1 protein-coding gene is annotated in these 277 nt (G+C 70.4%); it reads right to left on the bottom strand.

The genetic code is table 11. The annotated features are described in order from the left end of the window. Nucleotides 1–74: 74 nt before the first annotated feature. The coding region (locus tag ACZ3HH_RS29810) for a hypothetical protein (RefSeq protein ID WP_465810147.1) at nucleotides 75–277 on the bottom strand (203 nt) is incomplete at its 5' end.

Raw genomic sequence — 277 nt, 5'->3', positions numbered from 1 at the left:
GATGCCGCGCGCCTGGGTGAGGTCCCGGTCGGTGGTGAGGAAACGCCGCTTGCTCGCCTGGTCCATGGCGCCGCTCAGCGGGGCAGGCTGTCCAGGAAGGCGACCGGATCCGCGATATCCCGCACGTTGATTTCGGCGACCGGCGGCTCGCCCGCGGTGTCGAACGGCACCGCCCAGTAGCGGCTGACCTTCAGCGTGCCGTCCCAGGAAAGTTTGCATTCGTAACGGCCGGGCATGCGCACGCCGGCGCCGGTGTCTGGCTGTGGCTTGGGCGGGC

Source organism: Pseudomonas sp. PME37.24/025 (assembly GCF_055556615.1).
The sequence above is the reverse complement of the archived record's forward strand: the minus strand, read 5'-3'. Positions and strand labels throughout refer to the sequence as shown.